Origin of the sequence: Chryseoglobus sp. 28M-23 (assembly GCF_014789785.1) — a bacterium.
Classification (GTDB): Bacteria; Actinomycetota; Actinomycetes; order Actinomycetales; family Microbacteriaceae; genus Microcella; species Microcella indica.
This window is the reverse complement of sequence record NZ_CP061846.1, coordinates 2,055,255-2,073,302: the sequence shown is the minus strand read 5'-3', so window position 1 is coordinate 2,073,302 and position 18,048 is coordinate 2,055,255. Positions and strand designations below refer to the sequence as shown.

The window sequence follows — 18,048 nt, the reverse complement described above, 5'->3', positions numbered from 1 at the left end:
TGAGCCCTGAGCTCTGAGCCCTGAGCCCTGAGCCCTGAGCCCTGAGCCCTGAGCCCTGAGCCCTGAGCCCTGAGCCCTGAGCTCTCAGCTCTCAGCCGTGAGCCCTCATCCCTCAGTTCCAGCCCCGAGTGCGCTGCACCACCGTCACCTGCGCGCCCCTTCCAGCGTGCTTGCGTCACGCGGCGCGTGCGGGCTTCGGGTGGAGTGCTCGGCGAAGCGGCTCGCTGCGGCTGGGCATGTCGAGCGGGGTCTGCTGAACTCCGTGGGAGGGCGGTGGTATCGCTTCGTACTGGTCGCCCGGTGGTTCATCGGGCCGCGCGGCACGACGTCGAATGCGCCACCCATTGTTGTGCACGAGCAGGTGATGGTGGCGACAGAGCAGGATTCCGTCGGCGACGTCGGTGCGACCGCCGTGCGTCGCCCACGGGTCGATGTGGTGCGCCTCCGTCCACGACGGCGGCCGCTCGCAGCCGACCCATCGACAGCCGCCGTCTCGCGCGGCGAGGGCCTTGCGCTGTCGGATCGTGAAGTGGCGTCGAGTGCGGCCGACGTCGAGCGGCTGGCCGGTGCCGGAGATCAGGATTGGAGTGTGCGTGCCCGTGCAGAGCATGCGCTCCACGGTGGGGAGCGAGAGCGGTGCCGTCTGCCCCTCGACGGTCGCGGTGCCCGAACCGTTGCGGAGGTCGTTGGCGGTGACGAGCACGCGCACGGACGGGGCGCCCGTGCCGAGCAGCTGCGAGGAGTCGGCGTCGGCGCCGGCGACGAGGAGGGCGAGGACCGCGTCGGAGGCGTACTGCTCGGGCGTGCGCTCGTCGTCGAGCATGCGTTGGGCGACGGCGGCGTCGCGCTCGCCCACGAAGGTGGGGCCGCCCCGGCGGGGCGAGGTGGCGCGGTCGAAGAGGTCTGCGACGACGGCTGCCGACTCCGGGTCGAGCAACCACGTGGCGCGGCTCATGCCATCGGGCAGCCGGTGCAGACGCAGCGAGCGCGCCGAGCGCCGTTCGGCCTCGCGCTCGGCGACGCCCTCGGCGTCGAGCTCGTCACGCAAGCCGCGCGCACGACGGTAGAGACGATCGGTGTCGAGGTCGGGAGCTTCGGCCAAGAGCGCTTCCACTGCGCCGCGCAGCACCTGGGTCGTGACGGTCGCGGTCGGCTCGCCGAGGCCTGACCGGATCGCCTGGAGAGCCCCGATCGACAGTGCGCCGCGCCGCACAGGCTCGACGAGCCTCTGCGCCCACTCGGGGACGGCGGGTAGCCCGGCGGGTAGCTCGAGCGCACCCGGGCTTTCCGCCGCCGACGCGCCACCTGCACCCGCCTCCGCGGCTTCCGCCCCGACGAGCATGACCCCGGCTTGCACGACGTCGCGTGCTTCGCGTCGACTACTGCCGGTCGCGACCCGCACGAGCTCGTCGGCGGTGCGGTGCCCGCGCCGCTGCGCGAGCCCGGAGTGTGCAAGCGACGGCGCCGAGCGCCTCGCGGCCTCGCCTGCGAGGAGGGAGAGTCGGGCATCCAGCAGGCGGCGCACGCCGGACGCCTCCGAGAGTGTCGTGAGGAGTTCCTCATCGGAGAGCGAGGTGAGTGGCGCGACCGAATCCGGCGTCGACTCCAGCGACGCACGGGCCGCGGCGAACGCGGCGGCGAGGGATGCGGTCATGGGGCTACTCTCCCACATTCGAACGTGTATTCGACAGGGGGTCGCGTCGATCTTGGGACAACTTCTCGGCCGCTGCGCCTGGGGAGGAGCGGTGCGATCGATCGCGCCTCGGCATGAGGCCCAACCCACGGCACAGCCCGTTACCCGACCGGCCGCGCCCGACCAGACCCGCCTCGCCGCGCACGCCACGCCGCCGCGCGCCACGCCTACCCGTGCCCGCCCCGCACCTACGATTGACCCGTGACCACGCCAGACCCCGCCACGCCCACCGCACGAGAGACCCCGCGCGTCGCCGTCGTCATGGGCTCCGACTCCGACTGGCCGGTCATGGAGCCCGCGGTGGAGGCCCTCGAGCAGTTCGGCATCGGCTTCGAGGTGCACGTGCTGAGCGCGCACCGCACCCCCGACGCGATGATCGCGTACGGGCGCGCGGCCGCCGGGAAGGGCATCCGGGTCATCATCGCGGGCGCGGGCGGCGCCGCCCACCTGCCGGGCATGATCGCGAGCGTGACGACGCTGCCGGTGATCGGCGTGCCCGTTCCTCTGAAGACCCTCGATGGCCTCGACAGCCTGCTGAGCATCGTGCAGATGCCGGCGGGCATCCCGGTGGCGACGGTGTCGATCGGCGGCGGCCGCAATGCGGGCATTCTGGCGGCCCGCATCATCGGATCCCACGACCCGCGCGTGGCGGAGGCGATCGCCGCGTTCGCCCGCGACCTCGAGAGCACGGTCGGCGCGAAGAACGAGGCGCTGAAGAGCACGGTAGCCAACCGCGCGCCCAGCACCCCCGCACCCAGCACCCTGGCCCCCTAGGCGCGCCCGCCCCGTGACGCTCACCTCCCCGCTCCGGCATCCAGACACCCGGGATGCTGCGCTCATGACCCGCCGCGCCTGGTGGCTGCTCGGCCTGAACCTGCTGATCCCGGGCACGGCCCAGCTGCTCGCGGGCAGCCGCCGCTGGGGTCGATTCGCGGTGGGGTCGACGTTCACGCTGTGGGCGGTGGCGCTCGCCGCGGGCATCCTGTTCGTCGCCGCCCGGCCGGTGGCGCTCACGATCGCGACGAACGTGATCGTGCTCTGGCTCGCGCAGGCGGCGCTCGTCTTCTACGCGCTGCTGTGGCTGGTGACGACTCTGAACGCGTTCACGCTGCTGCGTCTGGTACGCACGGCTCCGGCGGCGCGCGGCTGGCTGGCGGCGCTGACGGCGGTGACGATCGTGGTGGCGACGGGCGGGGCGGCCTACGCCGCGTATCTGACGGGCGTGGGTCGGGATGCTCTGGGCGCCGTCTTCGCGGGCGGCGGCATCGTCGAGCCGATCGACGGGCGGTACACGGTGCTGCTGCTCGGCGGCGATGCGGGCCCGGACCGTCTGGGCCTGCGGCCCGACAGCATCACGCTGGCGAGCATCGACGCGTCGAGCGGCGCTGTGTCGCTCATCGGTATTCCGCGCAACCTGTACAACGCGCCGGTTCCCCCGGAGTCGCCGCTGTACGAGGCGTGGCCGAACGGCTTCGACTGCGGCGACGACTGCTTGATCAGCTACCTGTACCCGTGGGCGGAGGAGCGCCCCGAGCTCTATCCGACGGCGGCGGCGACCGGGTCGAGCCCGGGTATCGAGGCGATGCGCGACGCCGTGGAGGGCGTCACGGGGCTGACCGTGCAGTTCACGGTGCTCATCGACATGGCGGGGTTCGAGGATCTCATCGATGCGCTCGGCGGCGTCGTCATCGACGTGGAGGAGCCGATCACGCTCGGCATCAACGGCGGCCCCGTGGTGGGGGAGATCGCGGCGGGCGAGCAGCGTATGGATGGCGAGACGGCGCTCTGGTACGCGCGCAGCCGTTACAACCTCACCGACTTCGACCGCATGGAGCATCAGCGCGACGTGCAGGAGGCGATGCTGCGCCAGCTGGACCCGGCGACGGTGCTCACGCGGTTCGAGTCGATCGCCGGTGCGAGCAGCGACCTGGTGCGCACCGATGTTCCGCAGTCGATGATCGGCGTGTTCACCGACCTCGCGGTGCGGGGGCGCGAGCTGCCGCTGCGTCGGCTCGAGCTCGTGCCGCCGACGATCGACAACGTGCAGCCCGACTACGCGCTCGCGCGCACCCTCGTGGCCGAGGCCGTGGCACCGCTGCCGACGCCGACCCCGACCCCGGATTCATGACTCTCGGGGACGCCCGCTGATTGGGGACCTCATCGAGACGGTACCGGCTCCGGTACGGCGAAGAGCGCGTCTGCCAGAATTCCGGTTCCCTCGACGAGGTGGTATTGGAGCATGCGGTACTCCTCGAGCACGGCCTGGGCCGCTATCGAGAGCTGTGAGGACTCAAGAACTCTGCCGTCGGGGTCCAGCAGGAATTCGGGGCTCGCAGCAGGGATGTGCTGTCGAAGTTCCAGAAGCATCGCGTCCATGGCGGTGAGCGGTGCACGCAGGGTCTCGCGCACTTGCGTCATGAGATGGTTCGGGCCCAGGACGGTCTTGTCGCCGACATCGATGCGGTCAACGTTTGACCACACCAGGTAGGGCGTCAAGTATCGGGCATACTCGACACCGCCGATGGTGAGATCGGGGGGAAGGATGCTCGGCAGGTGGTCCCCGAAGAGCAGCAGGACGGTCGGCTCGCCGGTGCTCTCGATGTCGGTGACAAGGTCCTCGAGGGCCTCATCACTGTAGGCGAGACCGCGCAGGTACTGCTCGACCTGCTCGACGCCCTCGAACCGCTCCCGGATGTCGATGGGGTCGGAGTACCTGTCCCAGTAGGGGGCATGGTTCTGCATGGTGAGGACTCCCACCACGACGGGTTCGTCGGTGCTCCGAAGCTCCCTGATCGCCCACTCGAACGCCTCGGTATCGGAGACGTACGAGTTGTTGTCGACGTACGTAGCACGGTCGGCGTCGATGAAGTCGTCGATGAAGAACGACTCGTCGAATCCCAGGATCGGGTAGACCCGAGACCGCTGATAGAACGCGGACTCATAGGGGTGGACCCCGATCATCGTGGCGTCCGGCCCCTCGTCGGCGTGACCTTCGGCGAAGGACGCGATGAGGGACGGGAACGTCGCACGGTGCGGCAGCACCGATTGGTAGGGCGTCCTCGCCTGGGATTCGAACTCGCGCACGCTCAGCCCAGTGAAGACCTCGAACTCGACGTTTGCCGTCCCGCCCCCGTACCCCGAGCTCAGCATGGTGCCCGATGTGTGCTCGTTCATGAGCTCACGCGTGAAGGGAATCGGATCCTCCGCCGGCGTGACGCCCTCCCACAGCGTAGGGTCAGCGAAGCTCTCGCTCAGGACGACGACGATGTTGGTGCCCGCGAGAGCTGCACCGTCGCGATCGAGGTTTGCGTCGGCGGCGAGAGCTTCGTAGCGAGCGACCACCTCTGCTACGCGCTGTTCGGAGTATCCCGGCGGCGGGGACATCGCCGGCCCCGGAAGATTGTTGAGCCAGCCGGCGACGAAGCCGTTCCGCTCGTAGTTGGTGTTCTGACTCCAAGAAACCCAGTGCGAACCCGCTGATTCGTAGGCGAGACGGATCGTCGGGTCCCCCGCCGAGTTGAACTGGGCGACCACCGTCAGATAGCCGACGCCGATGATCGCGCACGCGAGGCGCGACCTCCAGCCCGACGTCGACCAGAAGGAGCTGTTCCACCCGACGCTCGTCGGCAGGGCGCGCCTCATCAGCCGCCAAGCGACGGCCGCTCCCGCGAGCGCGAGCATGGCTGCGAGAACGAACACGGTGGACGACGGCCCGATGGATTCGATCAGGAAGTCCACCGACAGGAGGTACGACGTGTCGGCGGGGTAGAGCGGCTCGCCTCGCAATCGCATCTTCTCGGAGTTGGAGAAGGCGGCGAGGGATGCGATCGTGCCGACTCCGATGGAGGCGGCCACGAAGCTGTTGAAGAGGGCGTACAGCACGAGAGCGATGCACAGGAACAGCAGGACGTTGAGTGCGAGCACCCCGATGGGAAGCTCGGAGACGAATCCGCGCGCGCTTGGGAGCCCGGCCGAGCGCGCGTATACGAGCTCCACACCGAAGCTCGCGATCGAGGAGAAAAGCAGTAGCAGCACGAAACCGAGTGCGTGCGGCAACTTCCGTCTTGCAGCGCTGTCATCATGCGACGCAGTGCCACGCCGTGATGGGTCAGCATCTTCGCGCGCCCTCTCGCGGCGGTCGTTCAGTCGAGCATGATTCATCTATGTACACTACAGGTCCGCGTGCAGCTGCCAGGTCTTCTCGGCGGAGTCGCGCCAGTTGTAGGCACGGGCCCGGTCGCGCCCACGCACGCTGAGCTGGGTGGCGAGGGCGTCGTCGTCGAGCACGCTCTGGATGGCGTCGGCAAGCCGACGCGGGTACCCGGCGGCGTCGAGCCGCGGCACGATGAGCCCGGCGTCTGCGCACACTTCGAGCAGTGCGGGAGCGTCGGAGTGCACGACGGGCGCCCCGAGCCCCATGGCTTCGAGGGCGGGAAGCCCGAAGCCTTCTGAGATGCTCGGCACGACGACGACGGAGGCCCGCGCGTAGGCGACGGCGAGGTCGGCGTCGGGGAGCGTGCCGAGGGCGATGACGCGGCCGGCGTCGAGGTGCGCCTGGTGCTCGAGCTGCTCGATGTCGACGTCGCCGACCCCGACGAGCACGAGGGGCACGTCGGGCGCGTGCACGTCGCCCATCGCCCATAGCAGGTCGGGGATGCCTTTGCGCTTCTCGAGCGGCCCGACGGCGAGGACGTAGCGCTCCGGCAGTCCGAGAGCCTGAGCTCGAGCATCCACGTCGTGGGGAACCGTCAGTTCGCTGCTGACGGCTCCGGCGATGACCCGGATGCGCTCGCCGAAGTCGACCGCCTCCGCGAGCTCCTCGGCGACGGCGTGGGTGGGCACGACGACCGCGTCGGCGTAGCGCTGAGCGCGGCGAGCCATGGCCTTGTGCCAGGCGACGGCGCGCGGCGCGAGAGTCTCGGGATGGGTCCACGGTGTGGCTTCGTGCACGGTGACGACGAACTGCTCGCCGGGGTTGTTGAGCCGGTCGTGGTTGTAGAGGGGGGCGAGCAGGCTGGGGGCGTGCACCATGCCGTTGCCGGGCAGGCGCGTGAAGCCGTGCTGCCAGGCGGCGGCGAGCTGGCGGCGGTCGAGCGAGCTCTTGTGCAGGGAGGCGAGGCCGGGCAGCTCCTGCGCGATGCGCCGGTACTCCTCATCGGGGGAGGAGGCGACGATGCCGCTCACGCCGACGCCGCGCGGAGCGGTCTCGATGAGGGCGCGCGTGAGTTCGAGCGCGTAGCGGCCGATGCCGGAGGGCTGGGCTGACCCGACCTGGTCGAGCACGACCCGAAGCGTCGACATGCGGCGGGGCCCTCTCTTCTGCTGGCGGAACGGCGGTGATGTCACACCGGTGGCGGAACAACCGCGCCAGTCTACTGGTGCCCGCAGGTCAGGCGGCCGAGGTATCTCGTAGGGAGTCGCTCGCCATGGCCTCGTCAAGAGCGGAGCGCCACGGCCGCATCGGGGTAAGTCCGAACGGCCTCCACCCCTCATGCCTGAGCACCGAGTTGGCGGGCCGCGGGGCAGGGCGGGGGTACTCCGCGCTCGACACGGGCGCCACGTGGGCGGGGTCGCCGCCGAGGTTCTCGACGATGGCCTGAGCGAAGCCGTGCCACGTGGTCGCTCCGCTGCTCGTGCCGTGGAGCGTGGCGCTGCGCACTCCTGCGTCGAGCATGCGCACGGTCTGCTCGGCGAGATCCCGCGTCCAGGTCGGCTGCCCGTGCTGGTCGTCGACGACGGTGAGACGCCCGTGCTCGCGGTAGAGGCGCATCATGGTGCGCACGAAGCTGGGCCCGTGCTCGCCGTACAGCCAGGCCGTGCGCAGGATGATCGTGCCGTCGGGGTGCGCGGCCCGGGCGAGGCGCTCGCCGTCGGCCTTGGTGCGGCCGTAGGCGCTCACGGGTGCGAGCGGGGCATCCTCGGCATACGGCTCCGCCTGTGCGCCGTCGAAGACGTAGTCCGTGGAGTACTGCACGAGCACGGCGCCGGCATCTCGGGATGCTGCGGCCAGGTTCTCGGCGCCGATCGCGTTGACGAGGTGGGCAGCCTGCTCGTCCGTCTCCGCGGCATCGACGGCGGTGTACGCGGCGGCGTTGAGCACGACATCGTGCCCCTCGACGGCCGCCGTGCACGCAGCCGAGTCGGTGATGTCGAGCTCGGTGCGACCGAGGGCGGTGACGTCGCGCTCGCCGGGCGCGGCCGCGAGGGCGGCCTGCAGGTCGCGCCCGAGCATGCCGTGCGCCCCGGTGATGAGGTAGCGGGTCACGCGCTACTGCCCTTTGGCGCGGTACTGGGCCTCGGTCGCGTCCTTCTGCGGAGCCCACCAGGCTTCGTTTTCGCGATACCACTCGATCGTCGCGCGGAGGCCCCGTAGAAGTCGGAGCACGCGGGCTCTTGGCTGAGTTCGTCACGGAACTTGCTCAAGACAATCTCATACCGCGGGCGTTGAGCGGAGGCACTAGTGAGCTGTTCAAGTACGTCACAAGGAGTCTCCTGGCGAACAGGCATCCAGCAAATACTCGTCATGTGACCTGACCTTCTGCTTCACTTACTTGCACAAATCAGAGCCTAACGTTCAGCTGTATTGCGGAAACCAATGCTGTGCACTGGCTTGTAGCCGACAATTCGCTGTCGACAGCGCCGCTGTGACGGCCAGTTTGAGGGCGGGCTCAGCCCGTGGACAAACGGCGCGAGTGATGCGCCTCTACGCGTTCCGAAAAGCAGGTCCTCGTGACGCGGCCCCTGCTGAGGTCCATTGAAAGGCGACGGCCTAAAGTGGGGGTCGTGCGACTGACTCGTTTCAGAAACCGACCGACAACGCTGCGATCGCCGATGGGTGCACGAGAGAGGACCACGGAGAATGACTGTCTTGGTGACCGGCGGTTCAGGAATGCTGGCGCGCAATCTGCGAGACGTCTTGAATGCCCGCGGTCCTACAGAAGAGTACTTTTTCGCCAATCGCGATGACGCTGACTTGACCGACGCTCAGCAAACAAGATCTCTGATTAGCTATGTCAGGCCGAGACTCATTATTCACGCAGCTGCGCGTGTTGCAGGTTTCGCGGAGCGGCAAGCTCGGCCACTCGACTTTCTGCTGGACAACGTCGCGCTCGATGGAGCCGTGGTCCGAGCGGCCCTTGAGGGTGGAGTCGAGCAGTTTCTCTATGTCGGGAGCGCGCTCGCGTACCCGCCGACTTCAGCGGGCATCAGATCGACAGAGCGGGACTTTCTGCGCTCCGGTTTCAAATCTCTGTCGTCCAACTACGGCCTCGCCAAGGCCGTGGGTATGAGGCTTGTGGAGTCGGCGGCGGCGCAGCATCACGTGGCCTATCGGGTCGTCATCCCCAGCAATCTGTACGGGCCCCACGATCATTTTTCAGCGGATGGTGGGCACGTTGTTCCCGCCGCTCTAGTGAAAGCGCACCTGGCGTGCGGATCTGGTTCATCCGTTCGTATGTTGGGGGACGGGCGCGATGAAAGGCAGTTCACTTTCGCCCCGGATCTTGCCCAGTGGATGATTGAGGTGGCCAATGACGTTTCCCGATTGCCGGCCCTGCTCAATGTGGGCGGGGACGCGATCACGCCCATTGGCGAGGTCTACCGCGAGGCCGTCAAGCTTGCAGGATGCGGATCACCTATCGAACAGGACCTAAGCTTCTCTTCAGTAGCGACTTCGCAACTCATCGAATCCACTCTTGCGCACGACTACGGGTGGGCTCAAGCTACTTCGCTGTCGGCCGGGATGGCCCAGACCCACGGATGGTATCTCTCTAATGTCGCCTGAAAGCAACTCTCGAGTCGAACTCCCTCTTGCCACGTCTACGTGGGACGAAGCGGAGTACGCAGCTATCCAGGCAGTCATTGCAGGTGACCGTTTCACGATGGGTCCTGAAGTCGCGGCATATGAGCGAGAGTTCGCTCAGCACTTCGGTGCGAGGTTCGGTGTGATGGTCAACTCGGGGAGCAGTGCCAACCTGCTTGCCGTGGCGGCCTTGGTTGTTGATCCACGGTTTGCCCTGCAACGCGGAGACGAGGTGATTGTGCCAGCAGTCTCTTGGGCGACAACCTACTTCCCGCTCGCGCAGTACGGGCTCAAGCTTGTTTTCGTCGACGTCGATATCTCGACCCTCAATATCGATGTCGCGCAAGTGCGCGAGGCGATTACACCGCGTACAAGGGCCATCTTCGCGGTCAACTTGTTGGGTAACCCAGCGGAACTCACGGTACTCCGTTCGATCGCTGTGGAGCACGATCTCGTACTTCTTGAGGACAACTGCGAGTCCCTAGGAGCGATGCTTGACGGTAAGGCGGCGGGGACGTTCGGGCTCATGGGAACCTTTAGCTCGTTCTTCTCGCATCATATTTCCACTATGGAAGGGGGAATGATCCTGACAGACGATGAACAACTATCCCAGGAGCTCACATCCCTTCGAGCCCACGGTTGGACCCGCGAGCTACCCGACGACAACTTGGTGCACTCGAAGTCCGGGGATCCACTCGAGGATCTGTTCCGGTTCGTGCTCCCCGGGTACAACGTGCGGCCCCTCGAGATGTCTGGCGCCATAGGTCGGGAGCAAGTGCGCAAGGTTCCAAGCATCGTGCGAGGCCGTCGCCAGAATGCAGAGAGCTTCAAGGACGCCTTCGCGGACTGCGAGCACGTGCTGATTCAGGAGGAGAGAGGCGAGAGCAGCTGGTTCGGGTTCTCCATGGTCCTAAATGGGGCACTTGCAGGACGGCGCGCGGAGGTCGCAAACGCATTCCGTGAGGCGGGTGTCGATGTTCGCCCAATCGTCGGGGGCAACTTCACCAAGAATCCCGTCATGTCGTACCTCGATGCGATCGTTCCTAATGATCTTCCTGTCGCCGACCGGGTACATGAAGATGGCCTATTCATCGGAAACCACCACTTCCCCATCAACGAGCAGATTCGTGCTGTCCGGAAGATCGTTGATCGCGTGGCTGATGGCAACTGAAGATGGAGCGCGTGCCGCACAAGCAGACGTGCTCTACGCTGGAAAGAGGAATAGACAGCCATCAATCCTCCCCCAAATCGTCCGTGAGGAACAATGAAGCGAGCACTGGTCACCGGCGCAACTGGGCAAGACGGCATCTATTTGACACGGTTGTTGCTCGACAAGGGCTATGAGGTCTACGGTTTCGTGCGCGGACAGAGCAATCCGCGCATTCCAGCACTTCTCGACAATGCCCCGGGCGTCAAGATTCTCAAAGGGGACCTGACCGACCAGCCCAGCATCATTCGCGCCATCGAAGCATCACAGCCAGATGAGGTTTACAACCTTGGCGCAATCTCATATGTGGCGTACTCGTGGGAGACAGCACACCTCACGTCGGACGTGACGGGCAAAGGCGTGCTGAACGTGCTCGAGGCGATTCGCCTCGCCGAGGGCAAGGACTCGGGGCGGATCCGTTTCTACCAGGCTTCCAGTTCTGAAATGTTCGGCAAGGTTCAGCAGATTCCACAGACAGAGTCGACGCTGCTTTGGCCACGATCGCCCTACGGCGTCGCCAAAGCGTTCGGGCACCACATGACGATCAACTACCGCGAGTCGTATGGCATGCATGCTTCGTCCGGGATCCTGTTCAATCATGAGTCCCCTTTTCGGGGCCAAGAGTTCGTGACTCGCAAGATCACAAGCGCAGTCGCACGTATATCACTCGGTCTTCAGCACGAACTCCGTCTGGGCAACTTTGATGCGCAACGTGATTGGGGTTTCGCTGGCGACTACGTCCAGGCGATGTGGCTCATGCTCCAGCAGGATGAGCCGGACGACTACGTTGTGGCAACTGGTGAGATGCACTCTGTTCGGGATCTTCTCGACATCTCGTTTGCACGTGTGGGGATCGATAACTGGGACCGCTACGTCGTTCAGGACTCCTCCTTCCTGCGTCCGGCGGAAGTGGACCAACTCTTGGGCGACGCCTCCAAAGCCCAGTCGGTGCTCGGTTGGAAGCGCGAGACTGGGTTTCAGGAGCTTGTAGAGATGATGGTCGACTCCGACCTTCAGTTCTACTCTGTAAAGGGCTAGCCAGTGCCACGCGGGAAAGTCCGCCTTCTGGTCGGTTGGTCGTTCGGTATCGCAGTTGTGGCATTCGGATCGGCTTTCGTGGCCTCTCGCTGGGCCGAGCTGTCAGTGATTCTGCGTGGTATCGACTTCCCGCTGGTTATTGTCTCGGTGGCGCTCGCGATTCTCGCGAATGCTTGCGCTGTGTTTGCCTGGGGCCAGATTTGGCCAGGTTTCGGAATCCACTTCTCGCTCCGCGCGTCCATAAAGTACTTCTTTGTGAGCCAGGCAGGAAAGTACCTGCCAGGCTCCGTGTGGAGCATCGCGGCGCAGGCCCAATTGACGACGAGGTGGCGGATTCCCGTTCTCACCTCCGTGATAGTCGGGCTGTTAGCGCTCGCGGTATCCATGATGGTGGCATTGGTGATTGGTTCCGCAAGCGTTCTCTTTCTCGGCGATGCGATTCTGGGCGCTTATTGGTGGGTATCTTCGCTCGCATTGGCGGCGATTGTGGCTCTCTCGCCCCCGGTCATGACCAGGTTGATTCGGCTCGTCCTTCGTGTCTTGCGAAGGCCGGCATCCCTCGACGGACTCTCGTGGGCCAGAACAGCCCGCGTGACAGCCCTCAACGTGGGGTTTTGGGTCATTGTCGGGACACACTTCTGGGTCATTCTGGTGGCACTCGGCGCCGACCCGCTCGAATCACTCTTGCCGGCAATCGCAGGATTTGCCATCGCATTCGCGCTCGGGGTGCTCTTCGTTCCAGCTCCTGCTGGTGCGGGCGTGCGCGAAGCTGCACTCGTGTTTTTCCTTGCGGAGTCCGTCGGGCCGACTGATGCACTCGCGGCTGCGCTCGTGAGCCGCGTTGTCCTTGCCGCGGTTGACATAGGGCTAGCGGGTATTGGAGCCAGCCTCTCGGTCGAGGAAGGCGCAGTACAAGTGAACCTTCGCGCCCCGGATAAAGGGGAAGGTCCTCAGTTCCGATGAGTCGCAGGGATGAGCTCTTCGAGCGTATCTAGGTATGTGGACCAGTCGTCGTCGCTCGTGCCGAACGGCACAGCGGCGCGAATCGCTCGATAGTGATCTGGAGCGTCCAAACGTCGGAGTGCATCCGCGAAGGCCTCAGGGTCTTCCCGGGGTACAACGTAGCCGTCAACACCGGAGCGTATGTCGCGCGCGAATGTGCCTACATCTGTGGCTACGACGGGGATGCCAAACCGGTGAGCGAGCGCGACGTTGAAGGATGCGGACCCTCCGCGATACGGCAACGCAAGTACATCTGCGGATCCGAATAAGTCTGCCAAGTCATTGATAGACACGTAGCCATTTCGGATCGATACCCGTTCTTCGATGCCCAAGCGCCTAATTGTCTCGACGGTCTCCTCTTGTGACTCCCAGAACTCTCCCGCAATAATCAGCGTGACTCTTTCTACTCGGGCGACGGCGTCGAGCAGAACGTCGAGGCCCTTGTACTTGCGGACCATCCCAAAAAATAGAACGCGAAGCGGTCCGCCCCGACGCTCGCGCAATCGCATTGGGTCCGTTGGGCTGGTGGGTGCCCCTTCCAAATCCGGGAGTGGAAGAACGACGGACGCTACTTGAGCCGATGGGCGCGCTGACTTCTTGGCGATGGCCTGCTGCTGGGAACTGTGCGTGATCACTCCTCCAAGTCGACGGAAGAAGAGAGTATTCAAATATCGGTGCAGTCGGGTTCCGCCATCTTGGGGAAGAACGTTGTGTGCCACCACGGCTTGCGCGACGTTCTTACTCGCCCCCCACGACATCACGACAAAGGGAACCGCATGCAAGGGAGAGATTGACGAGTAAATGATAAGTGTGTGCTGGCGGAGCGCGCGTCCGGTAAAGAACCAGCCGAACGGGTTGTACCACGTCAATGGATAGCTCACCTTGCGCGCCGGTTCTACCTCTGGTGTGGACTCGTCCACCCGGATGTCTCCGTCGCGCAAGAACCTGGGATATTGTGCCTTCCACGACACGATCTCTGCATCGTGACCGCGCGACACGAGGCGGTTCACCATTGTCGTCGTGTGATGTGAGACTCCACCACTGAAGGGGTGCGTCGGTCCGACGATCGCTATGCGTGCGCTCTTCATGTGCCGGGTGTTTCTGAGCGGATGCCGTTTCCAAAGTGGTCGGCCTGCTCCCCGCACCGCGCCGTGTCCGTGAAGTCCAGCCAGGTGCGCCCGAGGGCGGCGACTATTCGGGTGCCGGGTGCGGCGGCCTTCGCGGCACGCACGTCGCGCCCACACATGCCGTTCGCACCGACGACAGAATATCGAATCATGGCGCTACTGTCCCTTGGTGCGGTACTGGGCTTCGGTGGCGTCCTTCTGCGGAGCCCACCAAGCCTCGTTCTCTCGGTACCACTCGATCGTCGCGGCGAGGCCGGCCTCGAAGTCCCCGAACTGCGGCTGCCAGCCGAGCTCAGTACGCAGCTTGCTCGAGTCGATCGCGTAGCGCAGGTCGTGCCCGGCCCGGTCGGTCACATGGTCGTAGGCCTCGGCAGGCTGGCCGAGGAGCGTCAGGATCAGCTCGACGACCTCCTTGTTGTTCTTCTCGCCATCGGCACCGATCAGGTACGTCTCGCCGATGCGGCCCTTCTCGAGGATGCTGAGCACGGCGGCGGAGTGGTCGTCGGCGTGGATCCAGTCGCGCACATTGAGACCCGCGCCGTACAGCTTGGGCCGCTCGCCTCGCAGCACATTGGTGATCTGCCGCGGTATGAACTTCTCGACGTGCTGGTAGGGCCCGTAGTTGTTCGAGCAGTTCGAGATCGTCGCCTGCACGCCGAAGGAGCGCACCCAGGCCCGCACGAGCAGGTCGCTGCCGGCCTTCGTCGACGAGTACGGGCTCGACGGGTTGTACGGGGTGGCCTCAGTGAAGCGCACGGGGTCATCGAGTTCGAGGTCTCCGTAGACCTCGTCGGTGGAGATGTGGTGGAATCTTGTGCCGTGGTGGCGGGCCGCTTCGAGCAACGTGTAGGTGCCTATGAGGTTGGTGTCGACGAAGGGCCGCGGGTCGTCGAGCGAGTTGTCGTTGTGGCTCTCGGCCGCGTAGTGCACGACCGCTTCTGCCTCGGAGGTGAGCCGGTCGACCAGAGCAGCATCGGTGATGTCGCCGTGTTCGAAGGAGAGGCGGCCGGGGGGCAGGCCCTCGAGGGAGGCGCGGTTGCCTGCGTAGGTGAGCTTGTCGAGCACGGTGACGTGGTGCTGGGTGTGCTCGATGACGTGGTGCACGAAATTGGAGCCGATGAATCCGGCGCCGCCGGTAACGAGAAGTCTCACGACGGTCGAGTCTACCGGCGCTCGCCTACAGGCGGAGAGCCGCGTCGTCGCGCGTGACTCCTCGCGTGTCGAAGAAGAGAGTGCTCGCTTCAGTCAGGGCGGCGATGTCGTATTCGTCGTGTGCCTGAAGCAGAACGCAAATGTCAGCCTCGCGCGCAGCGGAGATGGCCTCGGGCGCAGATTCCAGGGGCTCGCCCATGGTGTGATTCCAGACCCGCACGTAGGGGTCGTGGTAGGTCACGATTGCGCCCTTTGCTCGAAGGAGCGCGGCGATGCGAGTCGCAGGCGACTCGCGCTGGTCAGAGATATTCGCCTTGTAGGTCACCCCCAGGAGGAGCACCTGCGAGCCGCGCAGGGCTCGCTCGTTGTCGTTGAGAGCGTCCTGCACGCGCGTCACGACGTACGCGGGCATCGAGTTGTTGATCTCCTCGGCGAGCTCGACAAAGCGGAACGGGTGCCCGAGCTTGCGCTGCACCTCGTAGCTCAGGTAGTTGGGGTCGATCGGGATGCAGTGACCGCCCACACCGGGTCCCGGATAGAACGCCTGGAACCCGAACGGCTTAGTCGAGGCAGCCCGGATGACGTCCCAGATGTCAATGTCGAGCTCGTGGCAGAACCGGGCCATCTCGTTGACGAGGGCGATGTTGATATGACGGTAGGTGTTCTCGAGCAACTTCGCCGTCTCGGCCTCGCGCGTGCCCTTGGCGGTGACCACTGTGTCGACGAATCGCGAGTAGAAGGCTCGGGCGGCCTCCGTCGAGGCGGCATCGATGCCGCCAACGACCTTCGGCGTGTTGCGGATCCCGTAGACCGTGTTGCCGGGGTCGATGCGTTCGGGCGAGAACGCGAGGTGGAAGTCCGCGCTCGCGACCATGCCCCGCGACTCGAGGATGGGCAGCACGACGTCGTCGGTCGTTCCGGGGTACGTGGTCGACTCGAGGACGACGAGTGTGCCCGCTCGCATGTGCTCGCCGATCGCTTCGCTAGCCCCCCGCACCGCCCGCAGGTCGGGCTCTCCGGATTCGCCCAAAGGTGTCGGGACGCAAATGATCACGACGTCGGCCTCGGCGATCACCGCGGGGTCGCTCGAAGCTCGGTAGCCGCCGGCGATCATCGTCGCAACGTCTTCGGCGGCGATGTCGTCGATGTGGGAGTCGCCCGCGTTCAGGCGGCGCACGATCTCCTCGTTCATGTCGAGACCAATGACCGAGAGGCCTGCGTCGACCGCCGCTTGAGCGAGTGGCAGGCCGACATAGCCCTGGCCCACAATGACGGCGGTGACGGAGGGACTCATCATGCGCGTATACCTCCTGCGAGAGACTGTGAGATGCGGACGGTGTTGGGCCGCGCCGCACTGTAACTCTAGAGGGCTTGGACGACGTGGCGTTCGCGGTCGTCGAGACCGCCTCCCCCGATCGTCCGCCGTCCGACGCCGGTGGCGTCGGCTCATCATCTAACCTCTAAAGGGGTCAGTGAGAGTACAAATCCGAGCGCCCCTCACCGAGAGCGAGCATCATGAAGGTCTTCGTACAGATTCCGTGCCTCAACGAGGAGGAGACGCTTCATCTCGTCCTGTCGACCATTCCCCGGGAGATCGACGGCGTTGACGAGCTGCACATCCTCGTCGTGGATGACGGATCAACCGACCGCACGGTTGAGGTCGCGAAGGCCCATGGCGTCACGCACTTCGTCCACCACATCGGCAACCGCGGTCTCGCTCGCTCGTTCGCCGACGGCGCGAGCTACGCGTTGGCGCACGGCGCCGACATCCTCGTCAACACCGATGGCGATAATCAGTATCCGCAGGAGCGCATCCCCGACCTGATCGGACCGGTGTTGCGCGGCGAGGCGGACATCGTCGTGGGAGATCGTCAGACTGCGACGATCGAGCACTTTTCACCGCTCAAGAAGATGCTGCAACATGTGGGCAGCAGGGTCGTCAACATCGCTGCGGGGACGAATATCCCAGACGCCGCCAGCGGGTTCCGTGCGTACTCCCGCAACGCGTTGCTCAAGCTCAACATCGTCACCGATTTCAGCTACTGCATGGAGACGATCATCCAGGCTGGTCACAAGCGCCTGGCGATCACGAGCATCCCGATCACTACGAACCGCAAGACGAGGGAGTCGCGCCTATTCAGCTCGATGTGGCAGCACATCACCGAGTCGGGCCGCGCGATCGTCCGCAGCTATCTGATGTTCCGCCCGCTCGCCTTCTTCCTGCCACTCGGGGCCCTCCTCACACTTTTTTCGCTTGTCCCCTTCGTGCGCTACCTCGTGCTGTGGCTCGGCAACACGGCGGGCGACCACATCCAATCGCTCATCCTCGGCGCCGCGCTTCTCGTCGGCGGTCTGCTCAGCTTTGCTCTCGGGTTGCTCGCGGATCTCCTGCGCATCAACCGAGTCTTGTTGGAGGACTCGCTCGAACGAAGCAAGCGGCTGCAGTACGACCGCGAGGGCGCTTCTGCGGCCTGAGTCGGTCTCAGAATGGGTGCGATTTGTGCTTGCGATCGGCGATGTCGTCGGGCGAGGAGAGCGACAGCTTCATGGCTGACGTCGAGTATGTCGCCAATGATGGCGCTTCACACTGCGATGGCCGCCTCTGCGAGCAGCGCGAGCAGGGCAAGCACCTGCAGACGACAATTCGGCGACCCCGAAAGCTGGGCCATCGAGCCCTAAGAGGTCCAGCATCACTAGGTTCCTGAGGCCCCCACCCATCACAAGCCGTAGGCGCGGCCATCGAGTGGCTAGAAATCTTCGCGTGCAAGCGGCGAGTGACGGATCGCCTGGTCAGGCACGTGAAAAGCGATGCTTCTGGAGGGAGAGCGCTTCGTCAACGAACATAGGGCCCACGAGGTCCGGGAACGCAAATACGAACTCTCGCCACAGAGGTCGGTCACTGTCGTGCGTCTTCTCCGTGCTAACTCTTGTGCTGTGAGGTGGGAGTACTGGGCGATGTTTGGGGCTGCTAGCCAGCACACATTGACGTCGTTTTCGCCGCCGAGGCTCTCGGCTGCGGTTCCTTTCG

At 65.2% G+C, this 18,048-nt stretch carries 14 protein-coding genes; 7 read left to right on the top strand and 7 right to left on the bottom strand.

Annotation, left to right across the window (positions count from 1 at the left end; genetic code table 11):
* Positions 1-175: 175 nt before the first annotated feature.
* Positions 176-1,654 (bottom strand): HNH endonuclease signature motif containing protein, encoded by a 1,479-nt coding sequence (locus tag IE160_RS10060; protein WP_191151014.1) that lies wholly within the window; start codon positions 1,652-1,654, stop codon positions 176-178.
* Between the two features lie 300 nt (positions 1,655-1,954).
* On the opposite strand from IE160_RS10060, the gene purE reads away from it, so the two are divergent.
* The gene (gene purE, locus IE160_RS10055) at positions 1,955-2,467 is read left to right on the top strand and encodes a 5-(carboxyamino)imidazole ribonucleotide mutase (RefSeq protein ID WP_191152036.1); all 513 of its coding nucleotides are present in this window, start codon (positions 1,955-1,957) and stop codon (positions 2,465-2,467) included.
* Between the two features lie 13 nt (positions 2,468-2,480).
* On the top strand, positions 2,481-3,821 hold the full coding sequence (locus IE160_RS10050; protein WP_191151013.1) for an LCP family protein: 1,341 nt from the start codon (positions 2,481-2,483) through the stop codon (positions 3,819-3,821).
* A 29-nt stretch (positions 3,822-3,850) separates the two neighbouring features.
* On the opposite strand, the gene IE160_RS10045 is transcribed toward IE160_RS10050, so the two are convergent.
* From IE160_RS10045 to rfbD, 3 genes are all read right to left on the bottom strand, one after another.
* Positions 3,851-5,728, bottom strand: coding sequence for an LTA synthase family protein (locus tag IE160_RS10045; RefSeq protein WP_191151012.1), 1,878 nt, complete (start codon positions 5,726-5,728; stop codon positions 3,851-3,853).
* A gap of 135 nt (positions 5,729-5,863) precedes the next feature.
* A complete protein-coding gene (locus tag IE160_RS10040; RefSeq protein ID WP_191151011.1) occupies positions 5,864-6,994 on the bottom strand; it encodes a glycosyltransferase family 4 protein in 1,131 nt (376 codons plus the stop codon).
* Positions 6,995-7,082: 88 nt separating this feature from the next.
* Complete coding sequence (gene rfbD, locus IE160_RS10035; RefSeq protein WP_191151010.1) at positions 7,083-7,958, bottom strand: dTDP-4-dehydrorhamnose reductase; 876 nt, start codon at positions 7,956-7,958, stop codon at positions 7,083-7,085.
* A gap of 606 nt (positions 7,959-8,564) precedes the next feature.
* On the opposite strand from rfbD, the gene IE160_RS10030 reads away from it, so the two are divergent.
* The 4 genes from IE160_RS10030 to IE160_RS10015 all read left to right on the top strand — a co-directional run bounded on the left by IE160_RS10030 (position 8,565) and on the right by IE160_RS10015 (position 12,702).
* Positions 8,565-9,476 carry an NAD-dependent epimerase/dehydratase family protein gene (locus IE160_RS10030; RefSeq protein ID WP_255508259.1) on the top strand — a complete coding sequence of 304 codons (912 nt, stop codon included), beginning with the start codon at positions 8,565-8,567 and terminating at the stop codon, positions 9,474-9,476.
* Positions 9,477-9,573: 97 nt separating this feature from the next.
* Positions 9,574-10,665 carry a DegT/DnrJ/EryC1/StrS family aminotransferase gene (locus tag IE160_RS10025; protein WP_255508225.1) on the top strand — a complete coding sequence of 364 codons (1,092 nt, stop codon included), beginning with the start codon at positions 9,574-9,576 and terminating at the stop codon, positions 10,663-10,665.
* A 93-nt stretch (positions 10,666-10,758) separates the two neighbouring features.
* Entirely contained in the window at positions 10,759-11,739 is a 981-nt protein-coding gene (locus tag IE160_RS10020; RefSeq protein ID WP_191151007.1) for a GDP-mannose 4,6-dehydratase, read from the top strand.
* A gap of 78 nt (positions 11,740-11,817) precedes the next feature.
* Positions 11,818-12,702, top strand: a complete 885-nt coding sequence (locus IE160_RS10015; RefSeq protein ID WP_191151006.1) for a lysylphosphatidylglycerol synthase domain-containing protein — start codon at positions 11,818-11,820, stop codon at positions 12,700-12,702.
* Here IE160_RS10015 and IE160_RS12805 read toward each other — a convergent pair.
* The 3 genes from IE160_RS12805 to IE160_RS10000 form a co-directional block, all read right to left on the bottom strand.
* Positions 12,690-13,250: a glycosyltransferase family 4 protein gene (locus IE160_RS12805; protein ID WP_224744621.1), complete on the bottom strand. Its 561-nt coding sequence runs from the start codon at positions 13,248-13,250 to the stop codon at positions 12,690-12,692. The genes IE160_RS10015 and IE160_RS12805 overlap by 13 nt on opposite strands.
* Before the next feature lie 774 nt (positions 13,251-14,024).
* Positions 14,025-15,020 (bottom strand): dTDP-glucose 4,6-dehydratase, encoded by a 996-nt coding sequence (gene rfbB / locus IE160_RS10005; protein ID WP_191151004.1) that lies wholly within the window; start codon positions 15,018-15,020, stop codon positions 14,025-14,027.
* A gap of 25 nt (positions 15,021-15,045) precedes the next feature.
* Complete coding sequence (locus IE160_RS10000) at positions 15,046-16,317, bottom strand: nucleotide sugar dehydrogenase (RefSeq protein ID WP_224744447.1); 1,272 nt, start codon at positions 16,315-16,317, stop codon at positions 15,046-15,048.
* Between the two features lie 218 nt (positions 16,318-16,535).
* Between IE160_RS10000 and IE160_RS09995 the strand changes: the two genes are divergently transcribed.
* Positions 16,536-17,495 (top strand): glycosyltransferase family 2 protein, encoded by a 960-nt coding sequence (locus IE160_RS09995; protein ID WP_191151003.1) that lies wholly within the window; start codon positions 16,536-16,538, stop codon positions 17,493-17,495.
* The last annotated feature ends 553 nt before the right edge of the window (positions 17,496-18,048 follow it).

Coding starts and splice junctions, on each gene's coding strand:
- IE160_RS10060 (WP_191151014.1), bottom strand. CDS start 1,654: ATGACCGCATCCCTCGCCGCCGCGTTCGCCGCGGCCCGTGCGTCGCTG.
- IE160_RS10040 (WP_191151011.1), bottom strand. CDS start 6,994: ATGTCGACGCTTCGGGTCGTGCTCGACCAGGTCGGGTCAGCCCAGCCC.
- IE160_RS12805 (WP_224744621.1), bottom strand. CDS start 13,250: ATGCGATTGCGCGAGCGTCGGGGCGGACCGCTTCGCGTTCTATTTTTT.
- IE160_RS10025 (WP_255508225.1), top strand. CDS start 9,574: ATGGGTCCTGAAGTCGCGGCATATGAGCGAGAGTTCGCTCAGCACTTC.
- IE160_RS10020 (WP_191151007.1), top strand. CDS start 10,759: ATGAAGCGAGCACTGGTCACCGGCGCAACTGGGCAAGACGGCATCTAT.
- purE (WP_191152036.1), top strand. CDS start 1,955: ATGGGCTCCGACTCCGACTGGCCGGTCATGGAGCCCGCGGTGGAGGCC.
- IE160_RS09995 (WP_191151003.1), top strand. CDS start 16,536: ATGAAGGTCTTCGTACAGATTCCGTGCCTCAACGAGGAGGAGACGCTT.
- IE160_RS10000 (WP_224744447.1), bottom strand. CDS start 16,317: ATGATGAGTCCCTCCGTCACCGCCGTCATTGTGGGCCAGGGCTATGTC.